Origin of the sequence: Nostoc paludosum FACHB-159 (genome assembly GCF_014698835.1) — a bacterium.
Taxonomy (GTDB): Bacteria; Cyanobacteriota; Cyanobacteriia; order Cyanobacteriales; family Nostocaceae; genus Nostoc; species Nostoc paludosum.
In genome coordinates this window covers 50,610-76,468 of the sequence record NZ_JACJTU010000037.1, presented here as the reverse complement: position 1 = coordinate 76,468, position 25,859 = coordinate 50,610, and the positions used below count along the sequence as shown (strand labels likewise).

The following is a 25,859-nucleotide window of genomic DNA, read 5'->3' as shown; positions in this document are numbered from 1 at the left end:
TACATACATTCCTACAAAACATCCCTTATTTAGACTGTTTAACTTCAAAGCAGACGACAAGTGTATAGATTCTTCATGCATAGATGAGGGGGAGAAAAGGGGTTGCCCTCGGCAACCCCTTTTCTCCCCCCTTAAAATGATTATCATTCTTGAGAAAACCTGTCTCTTATTTTTCTTGGAATAATTTATTCTTTGGAAGTCCCTAAAAGTTAGCAAAGCGAAAATATCTGATAATAAGTTTGCCAATCCTTCTTGCTGTTTGTATCCCATTTCGTGGTAAAAATCGCGGGCAATATCTTGAAGTGCTTCCTTTTGTTTTTGTGCAGATAATTCAGGAGAAAACCCCAACACTTGCTCCATTTCTAACATTTCTTTAGCACGGCTGTATTCTACCAAAGCTTCTTCTTTCAACTCGTTATTAATAATGATATGTTGGGGATGAGCATCAAAAGAGTGATCTAGAAGCGGTGTAAAAATTAAGGTTTTACAGGTAATTTGTATTATGAAAGGAATGATCATCAGCAAGAGTAACCAGCGAATCGCCGTCCGCTCTTGCTTGCGTAGTTTACGAAGTTCCAATAGCATTTCCATTTCATACTCTGGACTCATTTCTTTGCCAAGATTAGTAAAATTTTGAAAAAAAGAGCCTCGTTGAGTTTTGGGAATGCGATCTAAACGATTTAGGTTAGCGGGAGAAAGTGGATTTGTAGGTGCTACTTCATTGATAGGTTCAGGAGGTTCTGTATTTCTGACATTGGATTTGGATTGTTCCGCAACAACTTCTGCCTTAATCGTTGGAGATTCAGGTTGGCTAGGGGTGCGATATTTAGAAACTACTGATTCAATAAACTTGAGTTTTGCTATAGTTAGAGAATCTTGCTCTTGTTGGTAATTGCTTCGTTCTGGGATTCCCTTTGGGTTAGTGTTAATTGTTTGGATTTCATCGGCTGGAGTGGCAAATAAGCTACTGAGCTTGAATTGTGTTAGTCCAATCCGCACCATGAGTAATTGCCGCTCTAGTTGAGTTTGGAAATAATCAGTAACTGTTTTACCATTATTAGCTCCTAAGACAATGCGATCGCCGCCAAAATGCTTTACTTCTATTACTCTGATTGCATTTGCGGCCCGATAAGCATCTTCTAGCCCACTGGTAGCTAATCCATTGGCTAAGTCATTTAATTTATTTTTAGTAGCAAATAAGAATTTCATAATATTTTGCTGATGAATTTGGGCAGGGCAACATAAATACGTGAACAACGTATTTATTTTTTTATCGTGACTTAAACATTTTTGAGGCAGAAATAAGGCTCAAGCCTATACAGAGCAAGGGAAATACACCGAAGGCTCAAAAATGCTTCAAACCTATATATATCAAGAAACCGGGTAAAACGATGTCAAGGTCTTTTGGTGTATACGTTTGATGGCTTTTTCAGCCCACTTTTGTCTAAGTCCCATTATTTATTAATGTCTAGCTTTTCTGAAACCAAACTTTCTATTTGTGTAAATAGTTTGTTTAGTTGTACCTTAGTCTCGTCTTAGAAAAAATGGAATTGGGTGAAGTTGGATAACTTATGAAATATTTTCTTATGTTCGTGGATAACTTATCTTTCTTCACCCTCAAATCCCTGCGGAAACAGGAAACTCAATATTAGTGGTGCTGAGACAATAACTCACCCATAACTAAACATCATTTTCAAAGGAAGAAATACTCATGGCTACGCAAACTAAAACCGCCATTGCTAATCTCACTGATGATTTGTTACAGCTTCAAAAACCTATGTACTCCAGTTTAACAGTTGCTATCTTACAACAACTGTTAGTTTTAGAAGGTTACGGTACTTTACCAGATGGTACAACCTTACCTGTCACCGGCAACTTTTTGGACGAAACTGTTACTGCTGTTGAAAACTTTCAACAAGCAATGGGGCTTGCCGTCGATGGCGTTGTCGGTGCAAATACCTGGACTGCGTTAGTTCGCAATTACTAACTAATAGTAATTTTAACAATCTTGGGAACACATGACTGACTGTAAGGGCGCACGACTGTGCGTCCCTACAGATAATTAGACAAATCGCTATTACTGCATATCTTCTCAGCATCAAGCTTGAGAAATAAGGAGAAAAACATGAAAGCTATTCTAAAAAATGTATTAATGACTGGTGTATTGGCTATAGGGGGACTGGGAATAGTTTTACCAACAAAACCTGCGGCAGCTATTGTGCTACCAGCACAGCGTATTCAGTTTTCAGCAGGGAGTGATACAAAGTCTTTGAGAGGATATCTGCAATCAGAATCTTTGAATAGTTATGTATTTAAGGCGCTTGCTGGACAACAAGGATCGGTTTCTGTTAGTTCTTTAAACGGACAGCGGCTGACTCTATCAGTGTTTGGTGTTGATGGAACTCGTCTAACTACTAGCGGTCAAACCTGGATTGGTCAGTTACCTGCTTCTGAAGATTACTTTATTCGAGTGACAAATGAATCAAGAGTACCAACTCCGTACACATTAAATTTGACTATCTTCCCTTTGCGGAGGTCTCCGCATTATATTCCTCAACCTCGCACCCCTTTTGTCAATTTCTAAAACTTAGCAGAGTCGTCGCATTATTTTCCTAAATTGATATTAAGTAAAAAGGCGATCGCTAAAATATTAGACCATCCTGGTATATCAGATAAACCAAAAAAATTACTTAGAAGGACGAGAATGACTATTCAAAAAGCAGGTTTACTACAACCAGCTGGTAAAGGTACTTCTTACTGGTTTGCTGAGGATTTGTATACGTTTAAGGCAATCGGTGAAGATACAGGAAACGCTTATACTCTGTGTGAAGTGGTGATTGCCCCACAAGGAGGTGGCGCACCACCTCACCGACATTCCCACGACAATGAGTCTTTTTACATATTAGAAGGAGAATTGGAATTTTATCTTGATGGAGAAAAAATCATCGCCACGCCAGGGACGTTTATTCATTCCCCTCAAGGGCAAATACATCAATTTACTAACAAAACCTTTTTACCCGTAAAGATGCTGGTTTGGCAGACACCATCTGGATTTGAAAATTTTATTGCAGACGTTGGCAAGTCAGTCAATCAGGTTAATGGTGGCTCACCTTTAAGCCCCGCAGATTTGGAAAATATCCTGGCTACAGCTCCTAAGTATGGGATTGAGATTCTTCCTCCACCAGTTGAATCTTAAATCATAAATAGGGAAGAGATAATGGGGGCGCACTGCAGTGCGCCCCCATTATCATGTGCTGCAAAAATTATGGAAATTGCTATAACTTTCCTTTAAATTAATCATTAACTTATTCTTCTTCACCCACATTTATTTGCCAAAACTAGAAACTGTAACTATACAAAGCTAATTGCTTTGTCCAGCCAGAATACAAACTTAAATTATTTCTAGAAAATGAGGAGAAAAGAAGATGAAGGCTTTAATTAAAAATTCAAAATTAGCTTTAGTAGGTTGTATACTTCCACTCGGAATTACTGGTGCGATCGCTTTCTCATTTACAAAGGCTGCGGATGCGGCTCCAGTAGGTATGAAAGGTGATTACATTGGTACTGGTATTTCTTCAGGGATTACCAGTGGTGGACGCAGTGGTGAAGATGCTCAAGTAGGCGGCGATATCCAAGGTCGTGTTGCCATTTCTCATACTCCTCTTTCTGTTCGCGGCTCATTTCTATTTGACAATAAAACCACAGCAACTATACCAACAATTACTTACGACATACCAATTGCCAAAAATACCAATTTCTACGCGGGTGCTGGCTACTCTTTTATCGGTAAACAAGACGATGACACTCCTTTAGGTAATCGCAATTCACCAGTCTTAGATGCTGGTGTAGAGACAGCAATCAATAAAAACTTAGTTGCTTTTGGAGATGGCAAATTAGGTTTAAAGGCTTATCAAGATAGTAACGCTGATGCTGTTAGTTTTCAACTTGGTGTGGGCTATCGATTCTAAAACTCGTTTTCAACGATTAATATTACTTAATTAGATAAGCATTATGCCTATTTCAAAAATGAGACTATCGAGGATAAAAATACAACTACAAAAGATAGCGATCGCCTGTAGTTTTTTCCTCTCCTTTACTCCCGCCCTTGCTCCAGTTTATGCGGCAAATATTCCTGTTAAATCAGGGTCGATTGCTCAAGCTCCCTACAGCAAATTATTTTTCACAGGTTCAGTTTATGCAGTGAAAGATAAGGATTACAATCCTAGCAATTCATCTCTTGGCTTCTTTAGTGTTTGGAGTAAAAATCCCGTCAACAATGATATTCAGGTAAGTGTACGCTACCACTTACAAGATAAATATTTGCGAGAACCAGGCACTTATTTAACTGGCATGACAATTCTAAACCACAATCAACCCCTCTTAAAAATTAACCAAGTTATTAAGGAGACTCATACTAAAAAAGAAGCTCTACATCCTAGTTACTACCAAACAGCTATGTTTGCTACAGATCCATTTTGGATTGAATCCGATCCTTTCTTTTATCCCACATATTATGATTGGGGTTATGTACCGCCTAGTCATGATTATACAGGTTTTACTCGCTTTGATATTTCTCGGCTTGCAAGTGCGATCGCTCAATTACCCAACCAAAAGCTTGATGTACAATTAAAATTTAATAATGGGGAAACTGAACACTGGCGATTAGGACAAGGTACAGTTCAGGCGCTCAAGCAGTTAGTAGAAATTAACCAATAATTATTCTGGATATATAAAGTTTTGTTGTAGGGATGCATATATCTGCGCTCCTACAACAAATTTTTTCTTATCCTTTCCCTAACTTATTTTTTAATTACACCAGAATCTCTATCACAGTTACGGCTAACTTTGAATAACTTTCTCTCTAACTTGTTCCTAACTTATTTATCTTCATCCACTCAAACTATATAGCAAGAGAAGATTGAATTAACAAAGAAAACACACAACAACTTAGCATTCTTCAGCACAACGGACTATGAACTTACATCAATTAGATTTACTCAACCCAATTCGCAACAAACTAGACAGCATCATAATTTGTAATTCCCAACAAGCAGAATTATTATGCAAACTCATTCCAGCTAGTTGCCCATTTGCCAGAGATATCAAAATTTTCAATCGGGCGATCGTACATATTCCACCTTTATGTAAGATTAACCCTTTATACGAGCAGTTGATGGGATTGCGATTTCGCGCCCAGTGTTATTTAGCCGAACTTAACAGCAAATATCTAATCAATTAGTTTTGACTGCCATCGAGTCAAAGCGTACAGTTTTACACCCCACCCAATCTTCTTTTCAACAGATTCACCATCAAGGAGAATATTATGAAACGTACAATTAGCAGTCTAATTTACTCCAGCGTTATTGTTCTAGGAAGCGCAGGGGCAATGGTATTACCCAGCCATCCAGCGGCGGCTCGTACAGTACCTGCGGGATATCAAACAGAACGCATTGAATTTGCGCCTGGTGCTACTTCAACAGTCGTATATCACAACAAAAACTATTACCCAGTCCGCTATGTAATTAGAGCAAACGCCAATCAATGGATGAATATCGAAGCGGATTCATCTCAATCTCCCGTCTATCTAACGATGAGTGGCGCTGATGGTACGCGCTTAATTCTTGCACCTCAAGAGTTAACGAGTTGGAGTGGTCGTTTGCCGAAAACTCAGGACTACTATATAGAAGCACTCAAACCAGCCGATGTTGCTTATAACTTGAGAATTGCGATCGCTCCTAATATTCAAACTGGCACGCAACGTCTACAATTTACTCCCGGCGCTACTTCTAAGATAGTTAGCGGGACTCTTGCGCCTCATACTTCTCGCTCTTACTTGGCAAACGCTAGAGCTGGACAGTTCATGTCTGTCAATGTCAGCTCTCCAGGAGCAAATACTTCTTGGATAACTTTATATGGAGTCGATGGTACAGTTTTGGAGAATGGCAATATGTCCGGCGCTCAATCTTGGCATGGACGTTTATCCAAGACAGAAGATTATCACATTCAGGTAGATAATCCAAAACCTTATCCTATTAACTACACCTTGACTGTAGCTATTCAATAACAACGGACTGTGGGGACGTACAGATGTACGTCCTTACCTGCAAAATTTTCCACACCAAAAATATTTTTTAGGAGATATATATGCAATTCAAACTCGCTCCTATCCTATTAGGAACCATTGGAGCTGTCAGCCTTGCTGTTCCTGCTCGTGCTGCTGGGTTCAATTTAATGCAAGGAGTTAACTTAACTCCCCAACAAAAAGCAGAAATCGCCCGAATTAATCAACAATCCGAAGCTGAACTTGAAAGTATCCTGACACCCCAACAACAAAGCCTCTATAAAGCATACAAAGAACATCCTACCAATAGAAGCGATCGCCAAGCTTTTTGGGCAAGTTTTACACCTCAGCAAAAAGCTGAACTCCGCGCTGATTACCAGGCAATCAAACTCAAAATAAATCCTTTGTACACCCCAGAGCAACAAAAACAAATGAATCATAATTTGCAAGTTTTGGTCAGCGAACTCAAAGCCGAAAATAAATTACCAAAGACATTTCATCTGGGATTTTGGCAGCCTGTCACGCGAATCAATCCTCAAAAGCCATCACAATTAGAGGTTATTAACCAAACTAATGTTCCGTTGCAATATGGACTGACAACTGATTCACCTAAGACCTTGCTTCCAGGGTATGTTACAGAAATGAAGTATATTTCTCTACCATCTAACGTCTTAATTTATCCTTCTCACCAAGAAGCTTCTTTAAAGTATAACGTGAGTAAAATTGGCAATACAACAATTGTCAAAGTCCGCCAAATTGCAAGTGACACACCTGGTGATGGCTCACTCGCTATAAATCGTACTGGAGCAGTTTACGTCTACTAGAATACGATTAATTGAAATTATTAGGGAGGATACTATTGTTAAAGTTTCCTCCCTTTTTTTATGTTGAGATTTCGCACTTATACCAATTCTGTATGAAGATGCTGCACATAACAAGACCCCCCTGTAGTCCCCCCTTGGCAAGGAGGGACGGCGACAGCCGGGGGGTAAATATATACAGGTTCACAAAAAAATGGTATTAACTTTTTGATAACTTATCTATCTCCACCCATAAAGGTTTTTACAACAGAAATAATTAAATTATTAACTTCACCATTGAGAGATTTATCTTAGTTCAATAAGTTCTAAATTGAAACAGGAAAGCCATGAAAACTATCCTAAAAACCATATTGTTGACCGGTTTGTTAACTGTAGGCATTACAGAAGTAAATCTATTGTCTGTTAAACCTGTTGCTGCCCAAGAGCAAATAACTGAGGGGCTACAGACACCTCCGGGTATTCCTATCAGGGCAATCAGTATGGCAAATACACCTCTTTATCTTAATAGCGATCGCAGTTACGATTATCATCTACAGGTTCGCAAAACTAAAACATTGGCATTTCTCGCCCTAAGACGCGACAGCGAAAATTTCAATTTATATACTGTTCAAGCTAATGGCTTATTCCGTCGTCAGCTTACTCATAACTTGAGTCTCGATCCTACAGTTGTCTGGTCAAAAAACGGAAAAAAGCTTGCTTTTGTGAGCAATGATACTAATATTTATGTAGTGAATGCGGATGGCTCTAGGCTCACTCAAGTATTGTCTGATTCTGGTTGTAAAGCTTCTAGCTCTAGCATTGCTTGGGCATTAAATGACCGTAAACTTGTTCTTACAAGAAATTGTGATGGTGATACTTACGATCTTCCTGGCAGTGTATCTCTTTATGTTAGCGATACAACTGGAATAAAAGGAACTAAGTTAATTAAAAGATGGCAGGCAAGAGAAATGCCTGCAAAATCAGATATTTTATCGTCTTTATACTTGTCTCCAGATGGACAGCAGGTAGTCTTTTTTAAAGACAAAAATATCTATAAAATGAATACTGATGGTTCTGGATTAATCAAGCTGAGTAACGCACCATCTGAATATCCTTCTCAACTTACTTGGTCGCCAGATGGCAGAGAATTTGCTTTTTCTGCTGGTAAAAGCCTTCACGAACAAATTTACCTAGTAAACGTAAAGAAGAAAACCCTAAAATCTCTCACAAATCAACCACAGAAAGAGCCGTATGATGGTATATTTTCCTGGTCCCCTAATGGAACGCAGCTTGCATACTATCATACTCAAGGCCGTAATCGTCCCGGTACTCAGTTGGATATTGACTTACTTGATATCAACCGTGGAACTGTCAAGAAACTGACTCATAAACCGGGGCAATATAGTAACTTAACATGGTCGCCAGATGGAAAACAAATCGCCTTCGCCAACGGAGATTTTTCTCATAAAAATCTTTACGTTATGTATATTGATAGTTTAAAGTCTACTCAAATAGCTCCTAAACTGCCATTATCCACGATTGACGGCTTATCTTGGTCTAGCGATAGTCAAAAAATTGCTTTTGTAAGAGAAGAAAAAACCAATCAAAAACCGAATAATCAAAGCATTTTATATGTAGTCAATCGAGATGGCTACAAGTTAATGAAATTATCAAATTTTAAAGATGTATTTACTTCAGAACCTACTTGGAAACCTTAGAATAAGGCGGTAGGCAATACCTACAAATACTGATTAGTAAAATGCTGATATATAAATTGATGGTAGGGGCGTGCAAATGTGCGCTCCTATTTACTTCTGTATAAAAAAACTAGTAAAAAACAAATTTGAATAAACCCTAATCTAACTTATTCTTAACTTATCCATCTTCACCCAAAGCAATTCTACATATAGCGAAGATTGGAAATGAGAAATTAGGAAGAATTTTTATGACTAAAGCGATCGCATTATCCAAGCACACACAACAACCAACTGCTACATCTATTTCCCTCAAAACCTGGATAGGAGTATTTGGTACAATCTTAGGTGCATTTATGGCTGTGTTGGATATTCAAATCACAAATGCTTCGCTTCAAGATATTCAGGCAGCGTTGGGTGCTTCTTTAGATGAAGGCTCGTGGATTTCTAGTTCCTATCTCGTTGCAGAGATGATTATTATTCCTCTCACCAGTTGGCTACCCCAGATATTTTCTACTCGTCGTTATCTAATAGTAAATGTTATTTTATTTATCTTGTTCTCAATTTGTTGCGCTCACGCCTGGGATTTACCTTCGATGATTGCATTCCGGGCGGGACAGGGATTAACTGGGGGTATCTTAATTCCGATGGCGTTTACTGTTTTGCTAACCTCCCTACCACCTGCACTGCTACCAATGGGAATGGCGCTGTATTCTGTGACTGCTACTTTTGCACCATCTATCGGCCCTACCCTTGGCGGTTGGTTGACAGATAATTTTAGTTGGGAATACATCTTTTATTTGAATATAGTACCGGGAATTATTGTCTTAGCAGCAGTTTGGTATGCTATTGCTCCCGAACCAATGCGGCTGAACTTGCTCAAACATGGTGATTGGTGGGGAATTGGTACAATGGCTGTTGGGTTCGGCTCGTTGCAAATAGTATTAGAAGAAGGAAGCCGCAAAGATTGGTTTGATTCTAATTTGATTGTTTGTTTAACTGCGATCGCCATTCTTTTTATTGTCCTATTTTTCTTAATTGAACTCCTCGGCAAACAGCCTTTTATTAACCTGCGCTTATTTAGAAGACGTAATTTCACTTTCGCTAGTATTGTCAACGTTTGTTTGGGACTAGGAATGTTTGGTTCTCTATACATTCTCCCCCTCTACTTGAGTGAAATTCAAGGATATGATGCTCTGCAAATTGGAGAGGTGATGATGTGGGCTGGTTTACCGCAGTTATTTCTGATTCCTTTTGTACCTAAATTAATGCAGATATTCGACACACGATTAATGATTGCAGTCGGAGTCAGTTTATTTGCAACCAGTTGTTTTATGAACTCCCACATGACTCACGATACAGGTATGGCTCAATTACGTGTGTCTCAATTTGTCCGGGCAATGGGACAACCTCTAATTATGATACCTCTTTCCACTACTGCGACTGGTGGTATCCCCAAACAACAGGCGGGTTCTGCCTCTAGTTTGTATAACATGATGCGTAACCTCGGCGGTTCTATTGGGACTGCAACATTAGCCACCCTAGTTACAAATAGAGAACAATTCCACTCCGAACGTTTGGGAGAAGACGTTTCACTCTACAGCTTGGAGACACAACAACGTCTCAGTCAAATGACTCAATATTTCACCAGTATGGGATCTGATTTGGCAACCGCAAAACAACAGGCTTTAGCAGCCATTGACAATATTGTACGCCGCGAAGCTTACGTCATGGCATTTAACGACTGCTTTTATTTTCTGGCTTGTGCATTACTCCTGAGTGGGCTGGCTGTGCTGTTTTTAAAGAAGGTGAAAGCCTCTGGAAATGTTGCTGTACATTAGGGAGGCATATCTGCCTTATCTAATTAAGTATTTTGAATTATGTGAAAGATAATGAACATAAAAACATCGGAATCTTCTAGGAAAAAAACCAGTTTTAGCCGACTGCTAGTGTATGCAGCTTGCCTTGGCGTTGGTATTGGTTGTCTATCGTCTGTTTACTACTTCACTTTGCAACTAGGTACTAAGACGATTTGGACTATATTGCCAAATGTTCTAGGGACTAAAGATTTTTACTCCTTTGCTTGGATAATAACAGCGATCGCTGGTTTATTGGTTGGGTTAACTGTACGTTACCTGGGCGCGCCCGGCGGGTTGAATGTTGCCATTGATGAGATTCACCGCGAGGGGCGAATTGATTACCGCCAAACACTGGGTATGGTTGTAGCATCTTGGCTGTCGCTGGTATTTGGTAGTAGTGCGGGGCCGGAAGCACCTTTATTAGATATAAATGGCGGTATAGGAAGTTGGGTAGCAGACAAACTCAAGCTGGCTAAAGATGAAACCCGAATCCTAACATTTTGTGGCATCAGTGCCGCATTAGGAGCATTCTTTGGTTCGCCTTTGGGTAGTGCGCTGTTGGCTTTGGAATTACCCCATCGTTTGGGGCTGGAATATTACGAAGCACTGATTCCGGTAATTGTGTCGGCTATTGGTGGTTTTGCTGTCTTTCGCTTGGCAACGGGATTAACTATTGGTGGTTTTTACGAGTTTCCTGCTTACGACAAACTACATCCAGATCATTTAATTTATGCTGTTTTGCTAGGGGTGATTGGGGCTGGTTTGGCTGTATTATTTATCTTAATTTTCCGTTTCACTCAACGTTTGATTAATAGCTTTTGTATTCGTCCTATTTTATTAACAACATTGGGGGGTTTCGGAATCGGACTAATAGCAATCGTTTTGCCATTGACGCTGTTTTATGGGGAACGACAAATTCAAACCATCATCGACCAGGGTAGGCAATTAGGAGCCGGGTTACTCTTGCTAACTGCTCTGGGTAAAATGTTTACAGTCAGTTTAAGTTTGCATACTGGCTTTCGTGGGGGCGTACTGTTTCCCTTGTTTTTTATTGGTGCAGCCGTGGGAATGGCAATCAGTTTACTGATCCCTGCAATTCCTCCTACTGTTGCTATGGTTTGTATAATGGCTGCTTTAACAGTTGCAGTCATGAAAACACCAGTTAGTATTGCGCTGATTTTGGCAATTATATCAGATACAGACTTAATTCCTGTGACCACGGTAGCAGCCATTACTAGCTTTTTATTAACTACTCACATTTCATTGATTTCAACACAGCGATCGCGTCAGCCAATGCTATAGTTTCTCTCGATTCTAAAGATAACGGTGGAAAACTTAACATAGCGAATGAAAATCTTCGTCTACAAAAGTTATTGATAATTTTCTGGAGCTAAAAGTATTCCAAAAAAGAATTACCTAATGTTTCATAATGTTTCATATTCTATTGTTCAATAAATATCTCCAGAAAATATGTAAGAGCAAACAGTTGTTCGCTCTTACCCAAAATTCTTTTTATGCAATGTTAGTTTTAAGTCTAATAGGTAGATTAAAACCTCCGTAAATCAGCACGAAGCAGACGCTCATCATGCCGCACTCTTTCCCAATGGCGAGGATAAAACTCGTGGTGGAATCGATGATGGATGAAAAAAGGTCTATGAGCAACAGGTACTACAATTATTTCCTCAGCAGATGCTTTCGATGACAGAGCGCCCATTGCTAGTGGTAGAGCAAGTAAGATACCAGTAAAGATACGTTTCATAATGTAATTTCCTGTTAATTAAGTGCGAATAAAACCGTTTAATTCGGCTTACATATTCAATATGACCTTTATTTATTACTGCCAGTATCAAGATAGATAAGTTAAGCAAAACTTAAGGATAAAGTTAATTTTTTTGGTAAAAATCTTCTAGTAGACTACCTGATAATGTCAAATAAGCAATCTTTAAAAAGATAAAATAAGTCATTAATAATTATATCTTTTACAAAAAAGTAGACATTTATTTGCCTTATAGTCATAACTTTTCCCTAACTTATTTATCTTCACCCTCAAGCCTTTGCTAATGGCTGAAACTGGTGTTAAACAAAGTTTGGCAATAGATAATGATTAGTAAAAAGGCAATTATCAAACCTCCGCCAAAATTAACACCTCTACAAAAAGGTAGTTTGGGTCTATTGGTATTAGGAATTGTTTGTTTTTCTAGTTGGGCTGTTTGGGGTAAAAAAACTACACAAGTTAAGACAGACAATCACAAAGCTGTGCCTGTAGTTGTAGCTCAAGCCAGCCGAGCGACAATTCCTTTAGAAATTCCCAGTACGGGTACAGTTGAGGCATATTCCACTGTATCAATTAAGTCGCTGGTAGATGGGCAACTCATGGGGGTTTATTTTCAACAAGGGCAGCAAGTCAAGAAAGGACAGTTGTTATTTAAAATTGACCCTGCACCCTTTCAGGCAGACTTAGATCGAGCGATCGCCCAACAGGTACAAGCACAGGCGCAAGTGCAACAAGCGATCGCCAATTTACAACAAGCCAATGACCAAGTAACTCAAGCCAAATCTACACAGGTAAAAGATGCAGCCCAAGCGCGTAATGCTGATATAGAAGCAAAACGCTATACTCATTTATTCCAACAGGGAGCTGTTACCCAAGAACAAGCCCAACAATATCGCACCAGTGCGGATGCAGCCGAAGCAACTGTGGCCGCGGATAGAAGCGCCATCCGAGAAGCGATCGCTTCTGTGGGTTCAGCTAAGGCAAATGTGCAGAATGCCCAAGCAAATCTCAAAGCGGCTGAGGCGGCTGTCGCCAGTGCTAGAACTCAACTAGCTTACACCACAATCTATGCACCCATCGACGGGCAAACAGGTAGCTTACAAGTTAATCAAGGTAACTTGGTCAAGGCTAACGATACTAGTGGATTGGTAGTAATTAATCAAATTCATCCGACTTACATTTCCTTCTCCATTCCCCAGCAGCAATTACCCGAACTCAAAAAATATATGGCGCAAGGGAAACTCGAAGTAGATGCGTTAATACCGAATAGTTCTGCACCCCCGATTCGCGGGAAACTCACCTTTGTCGATAATACCTTTGATGCCACAACCGGCACGATTCAACTCAAAGCCACCTTTAATAATACCCAAGGACAGCTATCACCAGGGGAATTTGTGGATGTAGTGCTGAAATTGGCGCAGTTACCTAATGCGATCGTTGTACCTTCCCAAGCATTACAAACTGGACAAAACGGACAGTATGTGTATGTAGTCCAACCCGATCGAACAGTTGCAGCTCGTCCGGTGCAAGTGGGGGATACCGTAGGCAACGAAACCGTGATTAATCGAGGACTACAACCAGGCGAACAAGTTGTTACCGATGGGCAATTCAATCTTGCACCTGGTGTATCTGTTGCTATTCAATCTTCTAACAAATCACAGTAGGGGCTTATACCAATTCAAAATTCAAAACTTGTACTGAGCTTGTCGAAGTATTCAAAATTCAAAATTCAGAAATCCATATTTTAAAAGGGTTTTTGGATTTGGATCTGTTTCAAAATTTTAGTGAATTGGTATTGCAACTGTACACCCCTACGGCAGGCTTTGATAAAAATATTATTTGCAGTGGTTATGAATATTCCTTCCTTGTTCATTCGCCGCCCTATTATGACCACCTTGGTGATGTTGGCGATTCTAGTTTTTGGGCTGATGAGTTACTTTCTGTTACCCGTCAGCGACCTGCCTAGTATGGATTTCCCGACGATTTCTGTGTCTGCTAGTTTACCAGGAGCTAGCCCAGAGACAATGGCGACATCGGTAGCAACACCTTTAGAACAGCAATTTTCTACCATTGCTGGGCTTGATTCCATGAACTCCACCAGTTCTAAAGGAAGTAGCCAAATTGTGCTGCAATTTGATTTGAGTCGAGATATTGATGGTGCAGCGCAGGACGTACAAGCGGCGATCGCTCAAGCAACTAAGCAATTGCCTAGCGATATGCCTAGTCCTCCATCATATAAAAAGGTGAATCCAGCACAGCAACCAATCCTTTACATCACCCTCAGTTCTGATTTAGTGCCGCTTTATCAGGTAGATAAATATGCAGAAGAGACATTAGCAGAACGCTTGTCAATGGTGGATGGAGTGGCGCAGGTGTTGGTTTATGGTTCTCAAAAATATGCAGTGCGAATCGAAGTCGATCCTCAATCGTTGAAAGCCAAAGGATTAGGTATTGATGATGTTGCCAAAGCGATCGCTCAAGGTAATGCAGATTTACCTACAGGGAATCTTTATGGCGATCGCAAGAACTATACTGTACAAGCTAATGGTCAACTGCTCGATGCTGACGACTATCGCGGGTTGACGGTTGCTTATAGCAATGGTGCGCCAGTGCATTTGGGCGATTTGGGTCAAGTAGTGGACAGTGTAGAGAATGATAAAATCGCCAGTTGGTATTTTGTTAAACAAGGTCAGATTCCCAAACGTTCGATTATTTTGGCGATTCAACGTCAACCGGGAACCAACACCATTGAGATTGTCAATGCTCTCAAGGCATTGCTGCCGAGTTTGCGATCGCAAATTCCCACGGCTGTGAATATGGATATTTTCTACGATCGCTCCCAAAATATCCGCGATTCAGTTAATGATGTCAAATTCACGCTATTACTTACCATTTGTTTGGTGGTTTTGGTCATTTTCCTGTTTCTGCGGAATCTCCGGGCTACCTTAATTCCTAGCGTAACTGTACCTTTATCTTTGGTTGCTACTTTTGCAGTCATGTTACTGCTGGGCTTTTCACTAGATACACTTTCCCTCATGGCACTAACCTTAAGCGTGGGTTTCGTAGTAGATGACGCGGTGGTAGTGTTAGAAAACATCGTCCGTCACATGGAAATGGGCGAAAGCCGTCTGCAAGCAGCCATCAACGGGTCGAAAGAAATTGGCGGCACAATTATTTCCATGACTTTATCCCTAGTAGCCGTCTTCATTCCCATGTTATTTATGCCGGGTATCTTGGGAAGATTATTTCATGAATTCGCTGTTACCATTGCCGCAGCCATTTTAGTTTCTGGTCTGCTTTCCCTGAGCTTAACGCCGATGTTATGCAGCCGATTTTTGCAATCAGAACATCACACAACAGAGGAAAGGAAAGAGATTGAGAACGCAAATCAGAACTTTTTCCTACGCTTTTATGCCTGGAGTTTGCGCCAGTCCTTAAAATATCACCGCACAACCATGATTATTTCTGCTGTGATTTTGTTGGCGACAATATATTTATTTGCGATCGTTCCTAAGGGTTTTCTTCCTAGTGATGATAACGGATTGATTCTGGCTCAAACCCAAGCAGCACAGGATATTCCCTTTGCAGATATGATTCAGCATCAAGAAGCAGTTGCACAAATCATTCGCAATGACCCTAATGTGGATGTACTTAATTCAATTGTGGGAACATCAGTGACAGGCACAGCCGCGAATAACACTGGAATTATTGTCATCCGCCTCAAACCAACTTCCCAAAGACATCTCAACGCTGATGAGGTGATTGAGGAATTGCAACCAAAAGTGTTACAAGAACCGGGAATAAAAACGTTCTTAATCAATCCCCCAGCCATTAATATTGGTGGAAAGCAGACAAACGCCGAATATCAATTCACCTTACAAAGCACCAACTTACAAGACCTGTATAAATATACGCCTATTCTACAAGATAAACTCAGCCAAATACCAGGCTTGGTGGATGTCAACAGCGATCTGCAAATAGATAATCCCCAGGTGAATGTAGAGATCGACCGCGATCGCGCCAATGCCCTTGGTTTAACTTCCCAGCAAATTGAAACAGCCTTGGGTGATGCCTATGGTACTTTGCAAGTTTCCACCATTTACGCCCCAGATAATGAGTATCAGGTCATACTAGGGGTGTTACCGCAGTATCAGAAAGACCCGAATGCCTTGAATTTGCTATCGATTCATTCTGCTAACGGTCAACTTGTTCCTTTAAATGCGATCGCCAACTTAACCAAAGGTGTAGGCTCATTAACAGTCAACCATCAAGGACAACTCCCCGCCACAACCATTTCCTTTAACCTCAAACTCGGTGTATCTCTAGGAGATGTCACAGACAAAATCCAACAAATCGCCCGCGACACCTTACCTGCAACCATTAGCACCAGCTTTCAGGGTTCGGCCCAAGCTTTTCAATCTTCAATCGCCGGCTTGGGATTGCTGTTGTTAGTGGCAATTTTGGTAATTTACATCGTGCTGGGGATTCTCTACGAAGATTACATCCACCCTTTGACAATTTTATCTAGCTTGCCTTCTGCTGGGTTTGGCGCACTGCTGACACTGATATTGTTCCACATCGATCTCAACGTTTACGCCTTTATCGGCATCATCTTGTTAGTGGGAATTGTCAAGAAAAACGGCATTATGATGATTGACTTTGCAATGGAAACCCAACGCTACACAAATAAATCTCCCCGTGATGCCATTTACGAAGCTTGTTTAGTCCGTTTCCGCCCCATTATGATGACCACAATGGCAGCTTTGATGGGAACATTACCCATTGCCCTTGGTTTAGGCGCTGGTGCAGAATCACGCCGACCATTGGGAATGGCAGTAGTAGGAGGTTTGCTATTTTCCCAACTGCTAACACTGTACATTACACCTGTGTTCTACACATACATGGAAGCACTGCAAAGAAAGTTGAAAAACAGCAGCCAAAAGAAACATTTACAAACACTGTAGATGATTAGACAAATTCGCAATTTTTCATAAATAAACTTAGTTTAGCAAGATTATTTGGGATTTCATCTATACGCTAATTGTAAATAATTAGGATTATTTAGGAGATAGAAAAATGCTTCCTCTATTTAAGGCTTATCCACAATTAAAGACCAAGCTTCCTTATGTAAAGTTAGCTGAATTACCGACTCCTGTACACAAACTTAATAACTTAGAAAAGACGCTAAATGCAGAACAACTTTACATCAAGCGAGACGATATTAGCGGTTTAATCTATGGTGGTAACAAGATTCGCAAATTAGAATTTCTGTTAGGAGACGTTCTTAATCAACAATCAAAACGGGTATTAACCTTTGGTTTTGCTGGCTCTAACCATGCCCTAGCAACAACAATTTATGCTCGTTCTCTTGGCATCCGTACTACTTCGATGCTAATGCCTCAAGTTAATGCCCACTATGTTCGCCGTAATCTGCTGACAAGTTATCATTACGGGGCAGATATTCATCAGCACCAGACAGAACTGACGCTCCTTATTCATACAGCATACCAACTTGTTTGCTACACATTAAAAGAAGGTCGTATACCGTACATTATTGCTCCTGGAGGATCTTCGCCATTGGGTGCGATCGCTTATGTAAATGCAGCATTTGAGCTAAAAGAACAAATTTTGCAAGGTGATATACCTGAACCAGATTTGATTTATTTGCCATTAGGAACTATGGGAACTGCCGTCGGACTTTTACTAGGTTTAAAAGCAGTTGGTCTGAAGACAAAAGTAATCGGCATTCGAGTCGTAGAAGCACAATTCGTAAATGAAAAGAAAATCGTCAGATTGTTTAATCGAACTAACGCACTTTTACACTCACTAGACTCTAATTTTCCAATCTTAAAAATAACTGAAAACGATTTGTATATCCGGGATGAATTCTTTGGTAAAGGCTATGGTTGTTTTACAGAATCAGGGATGAAAGCTATTGCTCAGATAAATGATGATGAAAATATTTCTTTGGATGGTACGTATACTGGAAAGGCACTCGCCGCCTTAATTCACGATATTGACCAAAAAGATATCAAACATCAGGCAATTCTTTTCTGGAACACCTACAACTCTAGAAATTTACTAACAGCTTTTGCGAAAGAAGACTTTCATCAGCTTCCTGAATCTTTTCATCATTATTTTGTAGATAACGTTCAACTTTTAGACCGAGAGCAATTATTAGTCAGATAAAGGCAAAAATATTCCCTACCACAGAAAGGTAATTTATAGTGACTCATCAGCAATATGCAAACCTCAAATACTAAATCCAACTCCTTACTTCCCAGCAGTAGACGCTTAGAAGCTTTGAGCGATTGTGTCTATTCTATTGCCATGACTTTGCTAGTGTTAAATGTCAAATTGCCGAATATTCCTGCTGCTAAAGTTGCTTATATTTTGCCAGAATTCATTTTAGGATTAACGAGTCGCTTACACGACTACTTGGTAAGTTTTCTGGTACTAGGTTCTCTTTGGCTAGTTAGTCATCAGCAATTTCATTACATTCGCCATGTTAACCGTACACTGCTATGGATTAATTTGCTGATTCTCATGTTTATTACTTTAATTCCCTTTTCTGCTTCTTTAGTAGGGGAATATAGCAATCAACAAATTTCAGTGCTATTTTTTGATGGGCATCTTTTAGTATTGAATTTGTTATTTCTCATCAATCGGTATTACGCTATTAATCATAAATTTCTTGAAACAGGAATCGATCCTGCATGGCGCAAACGCATAGGTAACGCCGAAAGTTTAATTAACTTTGGACTGATTAGTTGGTCAATCGTTTGGTCTTTTTTTAGCCCTCAGTGGTCGCAGTTACCCTTTTTCATGATGCCTTTTACACCAATCTTCGCAAAAAAGCTGGTAAGTTAATAGAGGCGCACAGTAAGTTGTACACCCTACACTTAATGACCAATAAGCTAGTTTAACTACGATATTCATGGCAAAGTCATATAATAGAATCCCGTCTGAAGCTAGCCCAGTCAAAAACCGAATTATTTCCAAATTAATAACTTGGGCTGCTACGCCCAAAGGAATGTCAACGATACTACTAAGTAAAATGGCATTCAAAATGGCGATCGCATCTGCTATCTCTTTGATTATTGCTCAAGGGTTGCGTTGGGAATATCCATTTTATGCAGTCATAGCAGCAATTATTGTCATGTCATCTACCCACGGTAGTACGCTGAAGCTTGGTATTCAGCGATTAATTGGCACAACTATCGGTGCTGTGGCAGGAGCGATTTTTGCGATCGCTTTAGGTAGTAATTCATTATCATTAGCCGTGTGTGTTTTCCTCACAGTATTTTTCGCTTCCTACTTTAAATTCAATGAAGCAGCGAAACTAGCAGGGTATATTGCAGCGATTGTAATTTTAAGCCACAGCCAATCTCCTTGGATTTATGCTTGGCATAGATATTTAGAAACTTTCCTGGGTATTGCTGTAGCATTAGTGGTGAACAATTTGATTTTTCCGGCTCGTGCTGGCACAGAATTGAGGCGTTATGTCTCTCAAACGCTGGTGCATTTAGAGGAATTTTACAGATTAGTTGTAGACTGCGCTCTGACAGGCAATTACGATCGCCCTAGTGTAGATGTATTGAAACTAAGTATTATTAATTCACTATTGGCAGAACGAGAGTTGTGGCAGGAAGTCAGACAAGGACAAACCAATGAACCAATAGACACACGGGTAAATGAAGCTTGGGAATTCTTGATTCGCAGAATTTGGGAACACATATTAACTATGGAACATACTGTACTTGCGAGGAAACAAGATAATTTCTGGCAGATTCTCTCGCCCCAAATTACTCAATTAGCACAGGAAACTCAAAACGCGATGCTAAGTTTGGCAACAGCTGTTAAATCCCCCCACTCTCATCTATCTTTGCCAGAGATAGAAATTGCGCTTGCTAATGCAACGCAACAACTAAACCAACTGCAAAAAATTCAGCAAGCAAATTATTCAATGGATGAATTACTGCGCTTTTTCACCTTTTTTTACACAATAGAAGAAGTAGGTAGAAAGTTACAAAGAATGACAGCTATGCTCAATTATAGTAATTCCTAATTGATGCAGGTAATAGGGAACAAGTTTGAAAACTTATCGAAACAATTGGGTCTAAAACCGGACTTAGTTCCGCTACGAAGACAGCCTTTTAAGGCGAAAAGTTTTTGGAATGGGGTATAAATCCTCGTTACAAAAACCGTCTCCTGCCTCTGCCCCCTGCCTTCGTTAATGTTATTAGCACTTTATGATTGGCTACTTATAAAGAGAAAAAGTGTTATCCCTTTTTTTTAGAGATAACACTTAGTTTTTAATTTACTAATTAGGCTGTAACTGGAGTACCAAAAAATTTATTGGTGTTTTGTGGCTGAGTAAATTCTAGATATTGAGCAGTAAGCTTAGGTGGTAATAATTCCAGGAGTAATTGATTCTCAACCCAAAATTCAATAACTTTGAAAGGGCCGCGATCGCACAGTTGTGCAAACCATCCTTCTTGCCTAGCAATTTCCTCAATCCGCTCTTGCTCTACAGGAACAGAAATTGCCGCATGGAAAGGGGAGAATTTAGAAGAAATTGAATTTTGGACAACATCTCGATTTCCCGTCGTAGGAGCCAATTTAGTCCCCAATGGATAGATTTCAATGGCTGTACCATGCTCATCGAAATCCCTCACAATATACCCGCCTGAAATCGGGCTGAATGAATAGACAGTACCATACCAAAGTTCTGCTAAAGCATTGGCAACACGAAGTGGATTTTTCGCTGCAATAGAAATATGGTGAATCATAATTATTGGATGATGATATTGTGAAAGTGAATGCAGCCCTTTGGGGGCAAAAAGAGGGAACAGGGAGAAAAAAGATACAAGCACCTCAATTGATTGATAGAGAAATCAAATATTTGCAACAAGATTACTTACACTGTGCGTCAATAAATCCTGATACAAATCCGATTATTAATTAAAAAATTTCCCTGTTTCCTTTTAAAACTTAATAACCGCTTAAATCATCAACTGCATCTCTAGCAGCAGCGATGGCTGTAAAATGTTTGGCTTGATTAATATCAAATTCAGCCTTGTTCCGCCAACTCAGAACAAAATTATTATCTTCTTCTCTAGATATATCCTGATTAGCGCTATTTAACAATTGATAAATCGCTTGGAACTTATCCCGATGCTGGAGTGAAGTATCTATTGGTGGATAATTGTTTATATTCTTGCCGTCCAAATTACTTGCTACTTCAACATCTTGAATAGCATTATGAAGATATCGGTCGGCAGTTTTTGTTTCTTGAGTAACGTTAAATTCATCAGAAGTTTCCAGCAGCGATTCAGATTTGCGTAAATCGCTACGTGCATGGAGGTAGTAAGGATGATTTCCGGGAATATCAGCTAAAGCAATGCCGTGACCTAAAGAAATTGTTAGTAATCCCGTTAAAAGACCAATTGCAGTGATTTTATTGGTGACCATAATTTTGAGAGAGGCTATTAAATAGCTCGACGAATTGACTTTCATTTCTAGTGTCAGTTTTGAAAAGTTAATTCGGGGTGAAGATAGATAAGTTATTGAAAAGTTAGTGATTGAAGAAGGCAGAAGGCAGAAGGTTTCGTAAGAAAGCGGGAAGCTGACGCAACAGATGGGGATTCAAAACCAACCATGACAAGAGCCACTAAATTGGAAATTTGGTGGTGGTTTTAAACCCTTGTTCCCAAGTGCCGCCCAGACGGTTCGCGCAATCAGAGTAGGGATAAATCTCTTCTGCCCTCTGCCTTTCTTAATAATTTATATCATTAGGGACACACAGATGTGCGCCCCATTGAAACATAAGGATTAAATTTCCACAATCACAACTGCACCTTGTGGCTGATTATCCTCTATTGTAATGATGCCGCCATGCGCTTCAGCTACCATTTTACAAAATGCCAAGTTTAAACCAATTTGAGAAGTACCGCTAATTAAGCTGCCAGATTCATATTGAGTAAAAATAGATTGCTGTAAATTTTTACTAATGCCTACACCTTCATCTGTGACACGAATAATTGCTTTCCTCACAGATTCTTCTGGATAATTAATTTCTAGTGTAATTATGCCATGTGTAGGTGATGATTGAATTGCATTAGAAATGAGATTATCAAACAAACGATGAAATAACTCAGCATCAATAGTCAACCAGCGCCCTTGCTGGGGTAATTTAGCAATCAGTTGGATTTGTTTAGAGTTTGTAATTGCCTGAAAATTTTCAACTACTACTTCTACGAGTTCATTAAGGTCTACTTCCACTGGATTTAATATTAGTTTGCCAGATTCCATTTTGGCTAACCGCAGTAAACCGTTAATGATGCTATCAATTTCTAGTCCGGCTGCGTGTACCATTTCGGCGCGTTCTTTGTCTTTTGCATCCAGATTACTTTGTAGTAATAAATGACTGCCTAGTAATACAGTAGACATTGGTTGACGTATATCTTCCACCACAAGTTTAGATAAATCTCGCCGCAGATTTACGCTGGCTTGCAGTGCGTCGTATTGTTGTTTGATTCGTAACATAGAACGGACACGCGCTCGTAACTCCACTCCATTTATCGGCTTGGTGAGGAAATCATCAGCGCCAGCTGCAAGCGATCGCGCTAAGTCTTCTTTGGAGTCTAAAGCTGTCACAATAATGATGGGAATTGGTTTGTAGTTAGAATTGGCCTTGATGCGGCGACAAGTTTCAATCCCATCGATTTCTGGCATCATCACATCTAACAGAATCACATCAGGTAAGCTAGATGCCAACTCATTGAGGACATCTTTACCACTGCTGAAGTAGGTGAGATGATATCCTTCCCGCCGTAGTAACAACTCAATCACTTCAAAGCCATTCGGTTCGTCGTCCACCACCCATACAGAATGTTTGCGTTCCATAGAATTTATTAAGTACTTTAATAAACTGAACTTGTATGAAAGAATGCGATCGTGAATAATGCAGGAAGAAACTTCGCCCAGGCGTAGCCCATCGCAGTCATCGCTAAATAAAAATGACCACTGTAATATTTGTACATGGCACAAGGGCTAGGTAAAGCGAATACCAGGAAACCTTTAATTATTGAAGAGCGTACATAAATAATTACGCAAAAATATTTATGCTTTTTCAATACGACTCAAATCGCTGTATTCCTTAACTGTTAGCTGTTTCTGTTCCCTTTCTTAACTAATTTATTTTGCATAACTACTGATAACCTTAAATTCTCCCTAAGTTATCCATCTTCACCCAAAACCGTTTGCCAAAACCCGAAACTTGTAATTAAGCAAAACGAAAAACATTGATTTACATGAGTCTGCAACGAAGGCGCACCTGCGGGAAGGGCAAAACAAACAAGTCAAATCTCTTTCCTTGTGCCTCCTGCCTGCTGCCTCCTGCCTTATTTATTAGGAGTTTTGGGTTATGAAGACAGTAAACCACGATTTTGAAGACAGTACCAATTCACCAGTGCCGCAAGTTGAGCAACCACAGCATCATCAATGGAAAAAACCTTTATCTTATTTAGGGCTAATCTTAGCAGGCGCAGGAGTTACATTCATAAGTCTGCGTTTGTTACCGCATTCACAACCTTTACCTCCAGCACTGCAACCTTTCTTAGACGCAACAGCCACTCAACCATCTGCAAACTTAGCGATAGATCGAAATCCTAACTTTATCACTAATGTAGTTCGTGAAGTCGGCTCTGCGGTAGTCCGAATTGATTCTACACGCACTATCAAAAATCCAGCTGCTGGTATTTTAGACGATCCTCTAATTCAGCAATTTTTTGGCTATAAATTGCCACAAGTGCCATCTCAAGAGATTGAACGGGGTATTGGTTCTGGTTTCATTATCGATCCTCATGGTGAAATTCTCACCAATGCTCATGTAGTCAACGGTGCTGATACGGTGAGTGTCACCCTCAAGGATGGACGTACTTTTAAAGGTAAAGTTATGGGTATCGACCCAGTGACAGATGTTGCTGTGGTAAGAATCAAAGCTGATAATTTGCCGACAGTAAAATTGGGCAATTCTAATGAGTTACAACCGGGAGCGTGGGCGATCGCCATTGGTAATCCCCTTGGTTTAAATAATACAGTTACTCACGGCATTATTAGTGCGATCGGTCGTTCTAGTTCTCAGGTAGGAATGCCTAACGAACGTGTTGACTATATCCAAACTGATGCACCAATCAACCCTGGTAACTCTGGCGGCCCGTTACTGAATGCTTCTGGCCAAGTAATTGGTATTAACACAGCAATTATTGAGAATACGGAAGGTTTGGGTTTTGCAGTTCCGATTAACACTGCCAAAAAAATCGCCGCCCAATTAATCGCCACAGGCAAAGTTAATCATCCTTATCTCGGTATTCAGATGATTGCGCTTACACCAGAAGTCAAACAACAGATTAACGACGATCCCAATTCTCCTATTAGTGTCGAGCAATCTCAAGGCGTGTTAGTAGTTAAAGTTGCTCGAAAATCACCAGCTAATAAAGGTGGAATCCGTGCAGGTGATGTGATTGTCAAAGTCAATAACCAACCAATTGATAACACCGAACAACTGCAACAAGCTGTAGAAAACACCCCAGATGGCGGTAACCTCCAAGTACAAGTTCTGCGAAATGGACAAACCCTCAATTTGAATTTGCAACCGAAGGTGTTACCTGCAAATAACAAATAAAACAATCTTCTTTAATATCATGTCCGGCTTATTACTTGTGATTCGATAGAACTGTGCAGAAAATGCAGAACCTTCTCCCCTGCTTCCCTGCCCCTCTGCCCCCCTGCGGTCTTAATGATAAGTCTTTTACTAGACACGATATAACTCATATTTTCGCCTATTCAGGTGGAGAACAAAGCTATGAATACTTTTGGATTCACTCATATTGCTTCGCTAGCTGTGTCAACAATTGTGTTAGTTGTTTTCCTAGCAATTAGATATCAACTGACTCGTCGTCTGGTCGGGAAACAAGACGCCACCAGAGAAATACTATACGCTCTTATCTGGATTTTGTTAGTTTCTGCTATATTATTCATTCCGCAATTAACAAGGTATAGCTGGTTAATATTGCTGGGAATTTACGCAGTGTGTTTCTTGGGCTATCTGATATATATATCTACTTGGTATTGGCGTAAACAACAAGCAGGTTATTATCTGCTAAATGTTAGGACAGCGTTCAAGAATAAACGCCTAGCTTGGTTGATTTTGCTGAGTATAATCTTTGCAATTTTGTACTCTGCTTTATTTATTCGGGAAGCATTTAACAGCAATTCAATCTCTAACAATCTGAATAATAGTTATGTAGCTGAGATCATCCTGCTCTGGTCTTCTGTCATTATCTTGATTTCGCGTTATTTCAGTGAGTTTGAATTACGAGAAAACGGTATTTGTTATATGTTTTCATTAGTAAAATGGGAAGACATAAAATCTTACAGATGGGAAAAAACGAAGAATAATATCTTGATAGTTAGCTTTCAGGCACATTTCCCTCTTGTTAAAACATATTGGCGAGTAACAATTCCTTTAGCTCAGAAGTATGCTGTCGAGCAAATACTAGCTCAATATCTCAACAATCACGGTAGCCAACATCTCATCTTGCCTACAGACTTATCACATCTGAATTGAAATAAGTTTTATATTTCATCGCCAAAAATGATTTTTGA

General features: G+C 39.9%; 24 protein-coding genes. 19 read left to right on the top strand and 5 right to left on the bottom strand.

Annotated features, from left to right (window positions below; translation table 11 throughout):
- Window positions 1-1,209: hypothetical protein (locus H6H03_RS28255; protein WP_190958379.1), on the bottom strand; the 1,209-nt coding region annotated here is incomplete at its 3' end.
- A gap of 502 nt (window positions 1,210-1,711) precedes the next feature.
- Between H6H03_RS28255 and H6H03_RS28250 the strand changes: the two genes are divergently transcribed.
- The 11 genes from H6H03_RS28250 (at window position 1,712) to H6H03_RS28200 (ending at window position 11,716) form a co-directional block, all read left to right on the top strand.
- The gene (locus H6H03_RS28250) at window positions 1,712-1,987 is read left to right on the top strand and encodes a peptidoglycan-binding domain-containing protein (RefSeq protein ID WP_190958378.1); all 276 of its coding nucleotides are present in this window, start codon (window positions 1,712-1,714) and stop codon (window positions 1,985-1,987) included.
- 138 nt (window positions 1,988-2,125) lie between these two features.
- Window positions 2,126-2,584, top strand: coding sequence for a hypothetical protein (locus H6H03_RS28245; RefSeq protein ID WP_190958377.1), 459 nt, complete (start codon window positions 2,126-2,128; stop codon window positions 2,582-2,584).
- A gap of 120 nt (window positions 2,585-2,704) precedes the next feature.
- Window positions 2,705-3,196, top strand: a complete 492-nt coding sequence (locus H6H03_RS28240) for a quercetin 2,3-dioxygenase (RefSeq protein ID WP_190958376.1) — start codon at window positions 2,705-2,707, stop codon at window positions 3,194-3,196.
- Between the two features lie 229 nt (window positions 3,197-3,425).
- The gene (locus H6H03_RS28235; RefSeq protein ID WP_190958375.1) at window positions 3,426-3,968 is read left to right on the top strand and encodes an outer membrane beta-barrel protein; all 543 of its coding nucleotides are present in this window, start codon (window positions 3,426-3,428) and stop codon (window positions 3,966-3,968) included.
- A 43-nt stretch (window positions 3,969-4,011) separates the two neighbouring features.
- A complete protein-coding gene (locus H6H03_RS28230; RefSeq protein WP_190958374.1) occupies window positions 4,012-4,716 on the top strand; it encodes a hypothetical protein in 705 nt (234 codons plus the stop codon).
- Between the two features lie 256 nt (window positions 4,717-4,972).
- Window positions 4,973-5,239, top strand: a complete 267-nt coding sequence (locus tag H6H03_RS28225) for a Mo-dependent nitrogenase C-terminal domain-containing protein (RefSeq protein WP_190958373.1) — start codon at window positions 4,973-4,975, stop codon at window positions 5,237-5,239.
- Between the two features lie 84 nt (window positions 5,240-5,323).
- A complete protein-coding gene (locus H6H03_RS28220) occupies window positions 5,324-6,064 on the top strand; it encodes a hypothetical protein (RefSeq protein ID WP_190958372.1) in 741 nt (246 codons plus the stop codon).
- An 80-nt stretch (window positions 6,065-6,144) separates the two neighbouring features.
- Entirely contained in the window at window positions 6,145-6,885 is a 741-nt protein-coding gene (locus H6H03_RS28215; protein WP_190958371.1) for a Spy/CpxP family protein refolding chaperone, read from the top strand.
- Between the two features lie 323 nt (window positions 6,886-7,208).
- Entirely contained in the window at window positions 7,209-8,579 is a 1,371-nt protein-coding gene (locus tag H6H03_RS28210) for a DPP IV N-terminal domain-containing protein (RefSeq protein WP_190958370.1), read from the top strand.
- 227 nt (window positions 8,580-8,806) lie between these two features.
- Entirely contained in the window at window positions 8,807-10,396 is a 1,590-nt protein-coding gene (locus H6H03_RS28205; protein ID WP_190958369.1) for a DHA2 family efflux MFS transporter permease subunit, read from the top strand.
- Between the two features lie 51 nt (window positions 10,397-10,447).
- Window positions 10,448-11,716, top strand: coding sequence for a chloride channel protein (locus tag H6H03_RS28200; RefSeq protein WP_190958368.1), 1,269 nt, complete (start codon window positions 10,448-10,450; stop codon window positions 11,714-11,716).
- A gap of 244 nt (window positions 11,717-11,960) precedes the next feature.
- On the opposite strand, the gene H6H03_RS28195 is transcribed toward H6H03_RS28200, so the two are convergent.
- The gene (locus H6H03_RS28195; RefSeq protein WP_190958367.1) at window positions 11,961-12,173 is read right to left on the bottom strand and encodes a hypothetical protein; all 213 of its coding nucleotides are present in this window, start codon (window positions 12,171-12,173) and stop codon (window positions 11,961-11,963) included.
- A 341-nt stretch (window positions 12,174-12,514) separates the two neighbouring features.
- Here H6H03_RS28195 and H6H03_RS28190 point away from each other — a divergent pair, with 341 nt between their 5' ends.
- The 5 genes from H6H03_RS28190 to H6H03_RS28170 all read left to right on the top strand — a co-directional run bounded on the left by H6H03_RS28190 (window position 12,515) and on the right by H6H03_RS28170 (window position 20,256).
- Window positions 12,515-13,852 (top strand): efflux RND transporter periplasmic adaptor subunit, encoded by a 1,338-nt coding sequence (locus tag H6H03_RS28190; RefSeq protein WP_190958366.1) that lies wholly within the window; start codon window positions 12,515-12,517, stop codon window positions 13,850-13,852.
- A 186-nt stretch (window positions 13,853-14,038) separates the two neighbouring features.
- Window positions 14,039-17,152 (top strand): efflux RND transporter permease subunit, encoded by a 3,114-nt coding sequence (locus H6H03_RS28185; protein ID WP_190958365.1) that lies wholly within the window; start codon window positions 14,039-14,041, stop codon window positions 17,150-17,152.
- 112 nt (window positions 17,153-17,264) lie between these two features.
- Window positions 17,265-18,377 (top strand): 1-aminocyclopropane-1-carboxylate deaminase/D-cysteine desulfhydrase, encoded by a 1,113-nt coding sequence (locus tag H6H03_RS28180; protein ID WP_190958364.1) that lies wholly within the window; start codon window positions 17,265-17,267, stop codon window positions 18,375-18,377.
- 54 nt (window positions 18,378-18,431) lie between these two features.
- Complete coding sequence (locus tag H6H03_RS28175) at window positions 18,432-19,058, top strand: TMEM175 family protein (RefSeq protein ID WP_190958363.1); 627 nt, start codon at window positions 18,432-18,434, stop codon at window positions 19,056-19,058.
- Between the two features lie 187 nt (window positions 19,059-19,245).
- Complete coding sequence (locus tag H6H03_RS28170; RefSeq protein ID WP_242065750.1) at window positions 19,246-20,256, top strand: FUSC family protein; 1,011 nt, start codon at window positions 19,246-19,248, stop codon at window positions 20,254-20,256.
- Window positions 20,257-20,515: 259 nt separating this feature from the next.
- On the opposite strand, the gene H6H03_RS28165 is transcribed toward H6H03_RS28170, so the two are convergent.
- Complete coding sequence (locus H6H03_RS28165) at window positions 20,516-20,980, bottom strand: hypothetical protein (protein ID WP_190958361.1); 465 nt, start codon at window positions 20,978-20,980, stop codon at window positions 20,516-20,518.
- Window positions 20,981-20,985: 5 nt separating this feature from the next.
- Between H6H03_RS28165 and H6H03_RS28160 the strand changes: the two genes are divergently transcribed.
- The gene (locus H6H03_RS28160; protein WP_190958360.1) at window positions 20,986-21,156 is read left to right on the top strand and encodes a hypothetical protein; all 171 of its coding nucleotides are present in this window, start codon (window positions 20,986-20,988) and stop codon (window positions 21,154-21,156) included.
- 26 nt (window positions 21,157-21,182) lie between these two features.
- Here H6H03_RS28160 and H6H03_RS28155 read toward each other — a convergent pair whose 3' ends face one another.
- A complete protein-coding gene (locus H6H03_RS28155) occupies window positions 21,183-21,662 on the bottom strand; it encodes a hypothetical protein (RefSeq protein WP_190958359.1) in 480 nt (159 codons plus the stop codon).
- A 360-nt stretch (window positions 21,663-22,022) separates the two neighbouring features.
- On the bottom strand, window positions 22,023-23,096 hold the full coding sequence (locus H6H03_RS28150) for a hybrid sensor histidine kinase/response regulator (RefSeq protein WP_190958358.1): 1,074 nt from the start codon (window positions 23,094-23,096) through the stop codon (window positions 22,023-22,025).
- Window positions 23,097-23,616: 520 nt separating this feature from the next.
- Between H6H03_RS28150 and H6H03_RS28145 the strand changes: the two genes are divergently transcribed.
- Window positions 23,617-24,876, top strand: a complete 1,260-nt coding sequence (locus H6H03_RS28145; RefSeq protein ID WP_190958357.1) for an HhoA/HhoB/HtrA family serine endopeptidase — start codon at window positions 23,617-23,619, stop codon at window positions 24,874-24,876.
- A 180-nt stretch (window positions 24,877-25,056) separates the two neighbouring features.
- On the top strand, window positions 25,057-25,821 hold the full coding sequence (locus H6H03_RS28140; protein ID WP_190958356.1) for a DUF5673 domain-containing protein: 765 nt from the start codon (window positions 25,057-25,059) through the stop codon (window positions 25,819-25,821).
- Window positions 25,822-25,859 lie beyond the last annotated feature (38 nt).

Coding starts and splice junctions, on each gene's coding strand:
- H6H03_RS28250 (WP_190958378.1), top strand. CDS start 1,712: ATGGCTACGCAAACTAAAACCGCCATTGCTAATCTCACTGATGATTTG.
- H6H03_RS28245 (WP_190958377.1), top strand. CDS start 2,126: ATGAAAGCTATTCTAAAAAATGTATTAATGACTGGTGTATTGGCTATA.
- H6H03_RS28240 (WP_190958376.1), top strand. CDS start 2,705: ATGACTATTCAAAAAGCAGGTTTACTACAACCAGCTGGTAAAGGTACT.
- H6H03_RS28235 (WP_190958375.1), top strand. CDS start 3,426: ATGAAGGCTTTAATTAAAAATTCAAAATTAGCTTTAGTAGGTTGTATA.
- H6H03_RS28230 (WP_190958374.1), top strand. CDS start 4,012: ATGCCTATTTCAAAAATGAGACTATCGAGGATAAAAATACAACTACAA.
- H6H03_RS28225 (WP_190958373.1), top strand. CDS start 4,973: ATGAACTTACATCAATTAGATTTACTCAACCCAATTCGCAACAAACTA.
- H6H03_RS28220 (WP_190958372.1), top strand. CDS start 5,324: ATGAAACGTACAATTAGCAGTCTAATTTACTCCAGCGTTATTGTTCTA.
- H6H03_RS28215 (WP_190958371.1), top strand. CDS start 6,145: ATGCAATTCAAACTCGCTCCTATCCTATTAGGAACCATTGGAGCTGTC.
- H6H03_RS28210 (WP_190958370.1), top strand. CDS start 7,209: ATGAAAACTATCCTAAAAACCATATTGTTGACCGGTTTGTTAACTGTA.
- H6H03_RS28205 (WP_190958369.1), top strand. CDS start 8,807: ATGACTAAAGCGATCGCATTATCCAAGCACACACAACAACCAACTGCT.
- H6H03_RS28200 (WP_190958368.1), top strand. CDS start 10,448: ATGAACATAAAAACATCGGAATCTTCTAGGAAAAAAACCAGTTTTAGC.
- H6H03_RS28195 (WP_190958367.1), bottom strand. CDS start 12,173: ATGAAACGTATCTTTACTGGTATCTTACTTGCTCTACCACTAGCAATG.
- H6H03_RS28190 (WP_190958366.1), top strand. CDS start 12,515: ATGATTAGTAAAAAGGCAATTATCAAACCTCCGCCAAAATTAACACCT.
- H6H03_RS28185 (WP_190958365.1), top strand. CDS start 14,039: ATGAATATTCCTTCCTTGTTCATTCGCCGCCCTATTATGACCACCTTG.
- H6H03_RS28180 (WP_190958364.1), top strand. CDS start 17,265: ATGCTTCCTCTATTTAAGGCTTATCCACAATTAAAGACCAAGCTTCCT.
- H6H03_RS28175 (WP_190958363.1), top strand. CDS start 18,432: ATGCAAACCTCAAATACTAAATCCAACTCCTTACTTCCCAGCAGTAGA.
- H6H03_RS28170 (WP_242065750.1), top strand. CDS start 19,246: ATGGCATTCAAAATGGCGATCGCATCTGCTATCTCTTTGATTATTGCT.
- H6H03_RS28165 (WP_190958361.1), bottom strand. CDS start 20,980: ATGATTCACCATATTTCTATTGCAGCGAAAAATCCACTTCGTGTTGCC.
- H6H03_RS28155 (WP_190958359.1), bottom strand. CDS start 21,662: ATGGTCACCAATAAAATCACTGCAATTGGTCTTTTAACGGGATTACTA.
- H6H03_RS28150 (WP_190958358.1), bottom strand. CDS start 23,096: ATGGAACGCAAACATTCTGTATGGGTGGTGGACGACGAACCGAATGGC.
- H6H03_RS28145 (WP_190958357.1), top strand. CDS start 23,617: ATGAAGACAGTAAACCACGATTTTGAAGACAGTACCAATTCACCAGTG.
- H6H03_RS28140 (WP_190958356.1), top strand. CDS start 25,057: ATGAATACTTTTGGATTCACTCATATTGCTTCGCTAGCTGTGTCAACA.